Origin of the sequence: Acinetobacter sp. 1130196, from assembly GCF_000588095.1 — a bacterium.
GTDB classification, from domain to species: domain Bacteria; phylum Pseudomonadota; class Gammaproteobacteria; order Pseudomonadales; family Moraxellaceae; genus Acinetobacter; species Acinetobacter nosocomialis.
The window spans coordinates 61991-74361 of sequence record NZ_JFWX01000020.1 but is presented as its reverse complement, the minus strand read 5'-3'; the positions used below and the strand labels follow the sequence as shown (position 1 = coordinate 74361).

Annotated in this window: 10 protein-coding genes; 4 read left to right on the top strand and 6 right to left on the bottom strand. The window is 40.5% G+C overall.

The annotated features are described in order from the left end of the window. The 3 genes from J671_RS15555 to J671_RS15545 all read left to right on the top strand — a co-directional run. On the top strand, positions 1-937 hold a 937-nt coding region (locus J671_RS15555; protein ID WP_031982779.1), incomplete at its 5' end, for an aminotransferase class III-fold pyridoxal phosphate-dependent enzyme. After that, on the top strand, positions 934-2028 hold the full coding sequence (astA, locus tag J671_RS15550) for an arginine N-succinyltransferase (RefSeq protein WP_004888100.1): 1095 nt from the start codon (positions 934-936) through the stop codon (positions 2026-2028). The genes J671_RS15555 and astA, both read left to right, overlap by 4 nt. 332 nt (positions 2029-2360) lie before the next feature. Further along, positions 2361-3824, top strand: coding sequence for an amino acid permease (locus J671_RS15545; protein ID WP_004709911.1), 1464 nt, complete (start codon positions 2361-2363; stop codon positions 3822-3824). A 71-nt stretch (positions 3825-3895) separates the two neighbouring features. On the opposite strand, the gene J671_RS15540 is transcribed toward J671_RS15545, so the two are convergent. Beyond that, positions 3896-5356, bottom strand: coding sequence for a coniferyl aldehyde dehydrogenase (locus J671_RS15540; RefSeq protein ID WP_004888096.1), 1461 nt, complete (start codon positions 5354-5356; stop codon positions 3896-3898). Between the two features lie 129 nt (positions 5357-5485). Between J671_RS15540 and J671_RS15535 the strand changes: the two genes are divergently transcribed. Then, positions 5486-6556, top strand: coding sequence for an AraC family transcriptional regulator (locus J671_RS15535; RefSeq protein WP_004888095.1), 1071 nt, complete (start codon positions 5486-5488; stop codon positions 6554-6556). Positions 6557-6571: 15 nt separating this feature from the next. Here the strand turns inward: J671_RS15535 and J671_RS15530 are convergent, their stop codons facing one another. The 5 genes from J671_RS15530 to J671_RS15510 form a co-directional block, all read right to left on the bottom strand. Further along, positions 6572-7468, bottom strand: coding sequence for a DMT family transporter (locus tag J671_RS15530; protein ID WP_031982778.1), 897 nt, complete (start codon positions 7466-7468; stop codon positions 6572-6574). 142 nt (positions 7469-7610) lie between these two features. Further along, positions 7611-9362, bottom strand: a complete 1752-nt coding sequence (locus tag J671_RS15525) for a tannase/feruloyl esterase family alpha/beta hydrolase (protein WP_004888092.1) — start codon at positions 9360-9362, stop codon at positions 7611-7613. Between the two features lie 33 nt (positions 9363-9395). Beyond that, the gene (locus J671_RS15520; RefSeq protein WP_004888091.1) at positions 9396-9785 is read right to left on the bottom strand and encodes a PaaI family thioesterase; all 390 of its coding nucleotides are present in this window, start codon (positions 9783-9785) and stop codon (positions 9396-9398) included. A 79-nt stretch (positions 9786-9864) separates the two neighbouring features. Beyond that, positions 9865-11115 (bottom strand): OprD family porin, encoded by a 1251-nt coding sequence (locus J671_RS15515; RefSeq protein ID WP_004888090.1) that lies wholly within the window; start codon positions 11113-11115, stop codon positions 9865-9867. A gap of 81 nt (positions 11116-11196) precedes the next feature. Next, a complete protein-coding gene (locus J671_RS15510) occupies positions 11197-12336 on the bottom strand; it encodes an acyl-CoA dehydrogenase family protein (RefSeq protein WP_004888089.1) in 1140 nt (379 codons plus the stop codon). Between the last annotated feature and the right edge of the window lie 35 nt (positions 12337-12371).

The following is a 12371-nucleotide window of genomic DNA, read 5'->3' as shown; positions in this document are numbered from 1 at the left end:
ATTCTTCTGTAACTCAGGTGCAGAAGCAAATGAAGCAGCATTAAAGCTTGCTCGTAAAGTTGGACTCGACAGCGGTGTCGCAGGTAAAAGCGGTATTGTGGCATTTAACAACGCGTTCCACGGCCGTACTTTATTTACCGTTTCGGCTGGTGGTCAGCCAAAATATTCACAAGACTTTGCACCACTTCCAAACGGCATTAGCCATGTTGCTTATAATGATTTAGAAGCAGCTAAAGCAGTTATTAATGAGCAAACCTGTGCAGTAATTGTAGAGCCTGTACAAGGTGAGGGCGGGGTAATTCCTGCTGATATCGAATTTTTAAAAGGTTTACGTGCATTGTGTGATCAGTTTGGTGCCTTACTTATTTTTGATGAAGTGCAAACAGGTGTCGGCCGTACAGGTGCACTTTATGCTTACATGAACTACGGTGTTACACCAGATGTGCTTACTACTGCAAAAGCATTGGGCGGTGGTTTCCCTGTCGGTGCAATGTTAACAACTGATAAATTTGCGCCGCATTTTTCAGTGGGTACACACGGTACGACTTATGGTGGTAACCCGCTGGCAAGTGCAGTTGCAGGTGCAGTCTTTGAGTTTATTAATACACCAGAAGTACTTAATGGCGTTAAAGAGCGTCATGATTACTATAAAAATGCTTTAAATCAATTAAATGAAAAATACGAAGTCTTTAAAAAAATTCGTGGCGAAGGTTTACTTCTTGGTTGTGTTTTAAAAGATAAATTTGCAGGTAAAGCAAAAGATATTAATAACCTTGCGGGTGAGGAAGGTTTATTAAGTCTGATTGCTGGTCCAAATGTTGTCCGTTTTACACCATCGTTAATTATTCCTTTTGCTGATATTGATGAAGGTCTAAAACGTTTTGAACGTGCAATTGCTCGCTTTGTAGAAATTCAAAAGGATGAACAAGCAGCATGATGATTATTCGCTACATTGAACCTAAGGATGTTAATGATCTTTACCTTTTGGCTCAAAAAGCGGGTTTTGGTTTGACATCTTTGCAGCCAAATATGGAAAAATTGGCTGCACGTATTGAACGGGCTTGTAAAACAGTAGCAGGTGAATTACCAAAAGCAGATCAGGTTTATTTATTTGTTTTAGAAGATACCGACCTGAATAAGGTTGTGGGTGTTTGCGGTATTGAAGTTGCGCTTGGTTTAAAAGAGCCTTGGTACAATTTCCATGTAGGCACCCAAGTGCATGCCTCGGAACCTTTAAGTGTCTATAACGCTTTACCAACTTTGTATTTGAGTAATGACCACACCAACTGTAGCGAGCTTTGTACGTTATTTTTAGATCCAGACTACCGTTTAAATAAAAATGGTAAATTTTTATCTAAAGTACGATTCTTGTTCTTGTCTGCATTTCGTCAATATTTCGAAGAAACCATTGTTGCCGAAATGCGTGGTTATTCCGATGCAAATGGGCAATCACCATTTTGGAATGCGGTAGGCCATAAATTTTTTAATATTGAATTTACCAAAGCGGACTATTTAAGCGGAATAGGGCAAAAGGCTTTTATTGCCGAGCTGATGCCGAGACATCCGCTCTATGTCGATATGTTGCCAGACGATGCTAAAGCGGCAATTGGTATGGTTCATCCAAATACTCGACCAGCCTACAACCTTTTACTTGAAGAAGGGCTTCGTTATAAAGGTTATATAGATATTTTTGACGGTGGCGCGACGCTACAGGCAGATATCGAAAATTTACGCGCTATTAAAGAAAGTCAGATTTTAGCAGTCAAAGTTGTAGACTCTACTCGTCTAAATTTAGGCGATGAGCCTTATATTGTTGCTAATGACGATTATGAAAACTATCGGGCAATTGTGGTGTACAGCTCACCTTATCAGGAACAACTACAGCTAAGCGCCGAACAGGCTCAAGAACTGAACGTTGAAAATGGAGCATTAGTCCGCGTCTTGAGTATTAATGTTAAACAGGATTCAAAACCAAAAGCAGCAAATAGATCGGAAAATACCCAGTATTTGCAAATGGTGGTTAATTAGGCAGTGAGTTTTCATAACTCACCAAATTTCATGTGGAATACTATATTATCCCTGAGTCAAAAAATTGATATGGATATACATCATCTTAATAGAATGAAAGGGACTTATAGGTTCATTTTTATCGATTAAGATGATGAGGCATAACGGGATAATTCTATGGTTAATATTTTATTGTTTTAAATAACTATTTTAAGATTTAAAAATGGAATTTACTAAATTATAAGTGGTTTTAATAATATTTGTAGGATGATTTATTCGGTTCAAGCGAAACTCATAACTCATATTATTAAAACATATTTATAACGGTTGCTATAAATTGGAGTTAATATTACATGAGTAATAATAAAGGAAAGCAGTTCCTGGAAGGAGACCTCCTTGGCAGTCAACATATGACTGGTCAAGAAGAGGAAAAATTGCAACGCTCATTGACAAATCGCCATATTCAAATGATTGCGATTGGCGGTGCAATTGGTACCGGATTATTTATGGGTTCCGGGAAAACATTAAGTGTTTCCGGTACTTCAATTATTTTAACCTATTTAATTATTGGCTTTTTCTTTTTCTTCGTGATGCGAGCAATGGGTGAGTTATTGCTTGCAAATACGAACTTTAAAACATTTGCCGATTTCGCAACCGCTTATTTAGGTCCATGGGCAGGTTTTTTTCTCGGTTGGTCTTATTGGTGTAACTGGATTATTACAGCGATTGCCGATGTAATTGTGATCGGGGGGTACATGCAGTTTTGGTATCCTGATTTACCCGTTTGGATTCCTGCATTTACTTCATTAGCCATATTAACCATACTCAACTTTGTGGCCGTTCGTTTGTTTGGTGAACTGGAGTTTTGGTTCTCACTCATCAAAATTACCGCAATTATTTTATTTATTTTGGCGGGTATTTACTTAATTGGTACCGGATTTACCTCTCCAAATGGGGTCAAGGCTTCGGTGAGTCATTTATTTGAAACAGAGTCGATGTTTCCATATGGTGTAACAGGTTTCTTGGCGGGCTTCCAAATTGCTATTTTTGCATTTGTAGGTATTGAGCTGGTAGGTACAACTGCCGCAGAAACAAAAGACCCGCATACTTCACTTCCAAAAGCCATCAACTCTATTCCTTTACGTATTTTATTATTCTATGTAGGTGCACTAGTTTGTATTATTGCAGTTACATCTTGGGCAAAAGTTTCACCGGAAAAAAGTCCCTTTGTAGAAATGTTCACTCTAGTTGGTTTACCTATTGCAGCCGGTTTAATTAACTTTGTTGTTGCGACTTCCGCTTTATCTTCTGCAAACAGTGGAATCTTTGCGACCAGTCGTATGTTATACGGTTTAGCATTAGACAACGATGCACCTAAAAGCTTTAGTAAGCTGTCAAAAAGAAAAGTTCCAATTCGTGGACTCGTGTTTTCAATGGCGTGCGTAACAGTGGGAACCTCGATTTTATTTATTGTTCCAAATGTCATGACGGCATTTACGATTATTTCAGCGCTCACTTCAATTTTATGTATTTTTACATTTATGCTGATTGTGATGTCATATATTTATTATCGTAAGAAAAGTCCAGAATTACATATTCAATCAAAATATAAAATGCCTGGTGGTTTATTTATGGCATGGATGACTATGTTGTTTTTAGTATTTACTATTGTCATTTTAGCTTTAGATCACGACACTTTAATTGCACTTGAATGCTCACCAATCTGGTTTATTGGTTTATTTATTGCCTATAAATATAAAAAGAAAAAGATGTTGCAGCTTGATATTTTAAAAGCACAAAAGGCTGATTATATTTAAACAAAGTGTAGTGATTTTATTTGTTTAAAAAATAATAAAAAGCCTCATTACGAGGCTTTTTTTATAATCTATTATTTAATATTTGGATCGCCTTTTTTCAAGAAAAAGCGAATTGCCAGTTTTTGCAAGAATGTTCCATAAGGAGGGTGGAAAAGCTGGGTCGGGAAAAATCGATGACGGATAAATACAGTTTTTGCATGTGAAAGTTCACGGAAACCTTCTTCACCATGATATGACCCCATACCTGAGTTGCCGATACCCCCAAAAGGAGCGTCATGGTTAACTACATGCCAACCCCAGTCATTGATGGTCACACCACCTGAATGAGTTTCACGTAAAATTCGGTCGCGTTCTACTGAACTATGTGTAAAGCAATAAAGTGCTAAAGGTCGTTCGTCCGATTTCACGTAGGTAATTGCATCATCTAAAGAATCATATGCAACCACAGGTAAAATAGGGCCAAAAAGTTCTTCTTTCATAATGCGCATGTCTGGCGTGCAATTCAGCACAATCTGTACAGGCATTCTGCGACCTTGTTGGTCAAAGCTGTAAGTATCACAAGGAATAACACGTGCACCTTTTGCTTGTGCATCGGTCAAAATATCTTGAATACGTTTTAAATGGCGGTCATTTACAATCGATGTGTAATTTTCATTGTTTGTGATGTTTTGACCAAACATTTTTATAAAGCTTGATTTCGCAGCATCTACAAATTCCTCAATACTTTCTTTTGGAACCAATGCATAGTCAGGCGCTACACAGATTTGACCACTGTTTGTTGCTTTACCATGGGTAATACGTTTTGCAGCATCAGCGAGCGGGTAATTGCGGCTTACAATTGCTGGTGATTTTCCGCCTAATTCGAGAGTAACTGGAGTCAAATTTTCAGCAGCTGCTCGCATGACGACTTTGCCAATGGCAGGAGAGCCAGTAAATACAATATGGTTAAATGGCAAAGTGGTAAATCTAGCAGGATCTGTAATTTCTTCACCAAAAACCGCCACTTCATCTTCATTGAAAACTTCGGCAAGCATGCGTCGTAGCATGGCATTAGTATTTGGGGTAATTTCCGGCAGTTTAATCATAACTCGGTTGCCCGCAGCTAACGCGGCAATGAGTGGGCCAAGTGCTAAATAAACGGGGAAGTTCCAAGGAACAATGACACCCACCACACCTTTAGGTTGGTATTGCACACTTAAACGATTTGATAAAAATAAAAGCTCGGTACGGCGTTTACTTGGACGCATCCAGCGGCGTAAATGATGAATGGCATGATCGGCTTCCAACACAGAGCCAAGCAAATCTAAAAGTTTAGATTCATCGAGTGATCTTGAGCTAAAGTCAGCATTAATCGCGGTAGCTAAAGCATCTTGATAGCGAATAATTTGTTTCTTAAGCTGATGCAGTTTTGTGCGGCGTGACTCAAGACTTGGGTAGGGATCTGCCTCAAAATTGGCGCGTTGTTTGGAAAAAATAAGTTCCATATGTTCAGTGGCAGAGCCGTTATATTCTTTTAAGGTGGACTGTTCCATTATTATTCCTTCCATACTTTTGCTTATCATACTTTATGCTTGAAGCGTTGTATGGTCGATGTTAAATTGAGACAACAAGAGGTAGTTTAGTGCCATTATGCACGTCACTCTAGGGATGGTGTGAGTTAAATGCCTAAAAATCTTTATAAAAATGCAAATAGTGTTATTGAAGGAAATTATGATAATACATCCTTAGGAGCCAATACATATTTGCTGGGTTTAACCAGTTTATTTGATGAAATGGGCTTGCAAGGTCATTCAATAGTAGAAGTTCTATCGGGCACAAATATTTTGCCAGATGCTATAAATCAACCTTCTTTATATATTTCTCAAGTCCAAAAAATTCAGCTATTTCAAAATATTCAAAAGCTATCAAATGATCCACTCATTGGTCTGCGCGCAGGGCAAAAGCAGCGACTGTCAGATTTTGGAGTGTATGGCTATGCGTTATATTCTTCGCGTAATTTTAGACAAGCAGTCGAGCTTGGCATTCGACATATTAAGCTTGCAGGGCCTATTTTAAAGAAGTCTTTTTATATTCGAGATGATGTTGCCGTTTTTGAAGGGCAGGACATTATTGCACTGGGTAAACTTCTGCCTTTGGTGTGCGAGTTTTGGTTTAGCTCCATGCAAACCTTAATTGAACGGGTGCTTGAAGGACCGTTTCAAGCCAAGAAGCTTTTGTTGCCCTATCCAGCGCCTGACTATGCAGAAGAATATGAAAAAGTTTTTCATTGTCCCGTTCAGTTTAATGCTGTGGTCATGCAATGGCACTTTGATTTAAAGTGGCTCGATGTACCTTGCCCAAATGCTAACCCGATTACTGCTGATATGTGTAAGTCGTTTTGTGAGCGGATGCTAGGTGCTGCTGAACTTGAAGAGCCTGAGCTTGTGAAAACGATTCGTTTAATATTATTGGATGGAACGGGGCTTTTTCCGTCGGCTCAAGAAATGGCTGAACGCTTACATATGTCAAAGCGTACTTTACATCGACGCTTGGCAGGGTTTAATTTGACTTACCAAGAATTGTTAGATGAAACACGGCGCCGTCTTGCTGATGAATATTTGCGAGAGACAACTTTAACCATAGATGAAATTGCTGAGAGAATTGGCTTTTCAGATACTTCTAACTTTCGAAAAGCCTATCGCCATTGGACAGGCATTTCACCAAATGAGTATCGAATACAGTACCTAAATTAGATTAAGGTTTGTTTGTTATTTAAATCGAGAGAGTAACTTTTTCTGCAAAAATGGATTGCAGAGCAAAATGGCAAATAAAATAATAAATATACCGATAATGCTAAACAGATCCGGTAATTCATGCCAAAAAACAAATCCCCATATTCCTGCAAAAATAATAGCAATGTAGTTCATTGGGCCAATTTGTCCTGCCGGGGCTAGGCTGTAGGCATAAGACATAAACAGTTGGCTAATGTTTGCTAAAAGTCCTGCGGCAATGAGCAGGGCTAGTTCATGCCAAGTGAAAATACGCCAATGCCAGAACATTGGAATAGAGGAAATTAAACTACCAAAAATACAGAAGTAAAAATCAATACGCTCAGGCGGCTCTGTACTGGTTAAAGCTCTTACAGTGACAAAGGCCATTGCTGATAAAAAGCAGGCGCCCAAGCCAATAAAAGATAATGCGTTAAATAGACCTTGGTCGGGTTTAGCGACAAATAAAACCCCAATGAGACCAATCACAGCGGCAAAAATCATCGATTTGGTAATTTTTTCTTTTAAGAAAAGCCATGCAATCAGTGGAATAAAGATAGGAGATGAATAACTAAAAACCATAGCGTTTGATAGTTTTAAGTTCGCAATTGCATAGAAAAAACCATACATGGCGGCTAACCCAACTAGACTTCGCCACGTGTGCATCCAGAGTTTATCGGTTTTAATAAAATCTAGACCCTGTTTAAAGAGCATCGGAATAAAAATAAATAAGCCGACTGCATTTCTAAAAAACACGACGGTCGCGTTGTCTACCGTTTGCGAAGCAAAACGAATGCACACTCCCATAATGGAAAATAATAATGCCGATGTCATAAGACAAAGCAGTGCTTTTCCAAGTTGTGTAGAGGGGAGATTGGGAGCAGTCTGATTTTGCATAACGAAATGAGTTTTTAGTTTTCGGTGTTATCTTAGCAGCGATGTAGGCATTGGATGAAATATCATTTGATAATGATTCAATAGTGATACTTAGTAAAATAAAAAAAGAGCCTAGGTCAGCTCTCTTTTAATTTTTAGGGTGCTATTTACAGCTAAAGTTTTCAGCTTTTTCGCTATCACCTTGACCGTTGTAACGAGCAATCAGTGGGTAAGGGCAAAGTGGACGAGTGCGGTCTGGTGCCCAGTCTAGTGGAAGTTCAGTATTCACTTGACCACTCGGATTACCTGCGCCGCGTGCAGTCGCAATGATTTTGTCAGGTGCTTGCCCATATTCCACCCAATTAACTAAAGCAGTCAATGCATCAAATTGGTCGGTCGCAATGCCATCACGGGTATGGTTCATGCCTGGAACTCTAAAGAAACGTGCAAATTCGAGTGCTGTACCTTTCGCATCATTTTTATAGTGTTGTAGCAGTTGATCGTACCAATTTTGGGTGTCATCCACAGAGAAAACGCCATCTGCTGTGCCTTGTACCACAATCATTTTTCCACCGTGATTACGAAGTTTATCTAGATTAAGTTCGTCAGGTGGCATCATGAATGACATCGAACTTTCGGTATACACATCATTGGTTGCCGAGAGTTTTGGATAGTCGGTATCGAAGTTAAAATTAAAGGCAAATTGTCTAGAGTTTTGAGTCACAGTTGGGTCTGGTGGAACCTGAAAAAGAATGCCGACTGCAACGGGGTCACGTGCTGTTCCCACCGAAGATTCGAATTTCCAGCTTGCCCAGTTGCTTCCCACTAAACCGGGGTCGAAAGGCTGGGTTGCATAAAGGGCTTGTCCAGCCGAATTTGCAGGACCACGGTAAATGTTGGCTAATACATCAATTTGTTCGGTGCTTAGGCAGGTGCCATCTCTTGTGCTTGAGCAAACGGGTACATCTTTGTGAATATCAAAAGCTGTACGGCAAGCCTCAACGTCTTGAACCAGTCCATCTGCAACACCGTCTAAAGCATCGCATCGATCTAAAATCGCTTTTGCTAAAACTTTACGCTCTGAAAGGGTCAGGGCGGTATTTAAGTCATTTTCATCTGTTGCGACACGACGAAGCTGTTGTGCGGTGTAGAGTTGAGTCGCGGCTGCACGAGGTAAGTGAAAACCTGGTGTACTTGCTAAAATTCCATCATATTGGTCGCCCAAACGAGTTGCTGCAATCATGGCATGACGTCCGCCGTTCGATGTACCACCTGCATAGGAGCGGTCTGGCAATTTACCATATGCGGCTTTAATTAGGTTTTTTGCCATAGGCGTGAGTTTGGTAATGGCTCCGTAGCCGTAGTTAATTCTGGCTTGAGGGTCTAAACCGAACATTGGATTTTGTGAGGCATTATGTCCGGCATCAGAGGAAATAACCGCAAAACCATCATGCAGGGCATTGGTGAGTGGGCCACCGCTACCAACCTGACCTGTTGCAGGGACTAAATTACCATCGGTTCCGCCATTGCCTTGATAGAGAAAACGGCCGTTCCAGTCTATTGGTAAGCGCATTTCAAAACCAATTTGATAAGTTTGTCCATCAACAGGGCTTACCCGTTGATCCATATAACCTTTAACCAAACAATGAGCGCCAATCGGTTTGTTGGCGACAGTCAATGTGCCTGCTTCTTGAAGGGTAGCTGAGCTAATAACGGTATTGTTGTATTGAAATCCGAGTAAGTCCGTACAGCTTTCTGTCATTTTTACGCCAACAGCAGGAGATAACTGTGGTGGTTTGTTTGTAGAAGGAGCCGATGTGTCATCATTATCACTTCCACAGCCTGCCAAAGAACCAAGCATGGTAAGTACTAAAGCAGAGTGAGTCAAAATTCGTTTATTATTGGTGTAATTCATTTATTCATATCCTTATTGAATGAATGGTCGTAATTAATCTAAAACCAGAAAATTAGCTGTGCTTCGTGCAATCATTTTGTTGTTTTGCCAAGCTTCACTTTCGAGATTCAGTACGGTTTTGCCTTGTTTAATGAATCGGCATTTTGTAATGACTTCGCCCACAGCACAGGGCCTTAAAAAATCCATCGTTAAGTTAATGGTAGTAGCTGGTTTACGGTCATTGGCGAGAAATGCAAAAAGTCCCATCACATCGTCGAGCATGGCGCAGATCATGCCGCCTTCAACGGTGCCGCGTGGATTGGTAAAGCTTTCTAGCGCTGTGTAGTGGATGTTAAGTTCAGTGTTTTGGTCATTCCAATGGATATTGTGTCCACCCAAATGGTGATGAATGGGCGGTAAGTGTTCTAAAGTTTTTTGATCCATAATGAAGGGTCCATGCTGAATTATTTATTTCCCGAAAATAAAAAGAGGTTCTATGTGTAATAGAACCTCCTGTTTTGAATTATTTAAATTTCCATGTGTAGTCGATGTTGAGACGGGTTTCGTTTACAGGTTTGATATTGGCTGTAGAGAGCATGTTGTTGTCATAAATGGCATAGCGCGCGCGTAGACCTAAATTTTTTAACCAGCCACTTTGAACGGTGTAGCCTAAATCAAAGTCTGTTTCTCGCTCTTTTAGATTAGTTCCGCCTAAGTTAGGTGCATAAATATTGTGACCTGTGGTGTAACGGGTCATAAAACGTAAACCCGGTACAAAATCTTTAAAGTCATATTCATAACGGAAGCTATAGGCCTTTTCTTTTGGGTTTAAAAACTCGCCCGGCCATGTATCAATAAGGAGTCCAGTTTCACCACCAGTCAAATACGGGAAAGCGGTATCGCCGTGATGTTGGAAAGTTCCAAAAATAAACTTATGGTTTTGATGTTTGAGTTCGAAATGCGCATGGTAAAGGTCATTATCGACTAAGCCTGCTTTTGCTTGTCCGTCGTCTCGGCTGCGGTAGTAGCGTAATTGTGAACTCAGATTGGACGTATCATTAATTTTATATTGGTGTAATGCACCGACCATAGTTTGGTTATAAAGATTATCAACATCCATGTAAAAAGCGGTGAGTTTTAGTGCAGGATTAAACTGATAGTTTCCACCTAAGTAATAAAGCCCATCAGTTTCAGCACTTTTAAATCGTCCATTTACGCCTGAAATTTTAATTTTTTCATAGTTGGTCGAATCACGATGATTCACTTTATCGAGGTAAGCTGCCTGTAAATCAAAATCTTTAATATCTTTACTGGTGAGTGAAATTCCTCGATAGGTTTGAGGAAGCAAACGAGCAGGTGAAGCCACTAAAACAGGGTTCATTGGCATTAATGTACCGATGCGTAGCTCGGTCTGGCTCATTTTAGCTTTTGCTGTGACGCCAATTTCTCCATAAGAGTCAGCAGGCTCATTGGTACGCGTGTCTCTAGGTAAGTTTCCTGTACCTGCGTATTTTGCGCTGGCATCCAGTTTAAAGCCTGCCGTTGCAAGTACATCCAGCCCAAAACCAACGGTTCCTTCGGTATAGCCTGAATTGGCTTTAAGAATAAACCCTTGTGTCCAGTCCTTGGCAGCAGGGTAAGCGGATTGTTCTTGGTAGTCGCGGTCAAAATAAAAATTTCGTGTGGTGAGTTCTACTGAACTATTATCAATAAAACTGCCAGCCCAGACCGAGCCTGAGAGCATAAGGGTAGAGTACATCCATAATTTCGACATAGCATTTCTTCCTGAAATAACATTTTTTGTTTTCAACAAGGCATAGTTGTTGTGTCTGTCTTATTCGGTTTTTAAATCGAATTATTTTCCGAGCAGTTCTCGGGCCACGATTTCCTTCATAATTTCATTGGTTCCCCCATAAATTTTTTGTACCCGCGCATCTACAAAAAAGCGTGAAATCGGGTATTCCTGCATGTAACCGTAGCCACCGAAAAGCTGAAGTAATTGGTCAATCACTTCACATTGGACATCGGTAATAAAGCATTTCAGTGCGGCAACTTGAGTCACGCTTAACTGGTGTTGTTGATACAGCGCCGCACATTGATCTACAAAGGCTTGGGCGGCTTTCGCTTTGATTTGCGCGTTTGCCAGCACAAAGCGTGTGTTTTGCATTTGACTTAAAGGTTGTCCGAAAGCTTTACGCTCCAGTACATAGTCTTTGGTCAGTTCGATGGCGCCTAAAATCGACCCCAAAGCCATCATGGAAATGCTTAAACGCTCACGCGGTAACTCTTGCATTAAATAAGCAAAGCCTTGTCCTTCTTCACCCAAACGCTGAGTTGCAGGCACACAAACATCATCAAAAAATAGTTCGGCTGTATCTTGGGCATGGAGTCCGATTTTTTGTAAAGAGCGACCTTTTTTAACGCCGTCTAATGCAGCATCCACTAAAAAAATCGAAATGCCTTTTGCTTTGGCTTGCGGATCGGTTTTTGCTACAAGAACAATCAGGTCGGCATGCAAGCCATTTGATATAAATGTTTTTGAACCATTCACACGATATTGGTCATTTTCTAAAATGGCCTGAGTGCGTATAGCCTGTAAGTCTGAACCAGCATTGGCCTCTGTCATGGCAATTGCAGTGACGACTTCACCTGTCACCATTTTGGGTAGCCAATAACGTTTTTGCTCTTCAGATCCAATATTTTGTAGATAAGGAGAGACCAGCTCATTTTGCCCACCAATGGCAACTGCCAAAGACGCAAAGCCAGCTTGAGCAGTTTCTTGAACCAGCATGAGGGAGTAATGAACAGGAGCGCCATAGCCGCCATATTCCTCAGGCACATCGACACACAAAAAACCATTTTCCCCAAGACGAAGCCATAGATCACGTGGGATGAGGCCTTCGTGTTCCCATTGTTCATAATACGGAGCAACCTGTTCTTTTAAGAACCTGCGATAGCTGTCCCGAAATAGTTCAAATTCTGTATCGTGTAGCATGTTGAACCTTTTTTTGGCAAAAGTGAGGCTAAGGC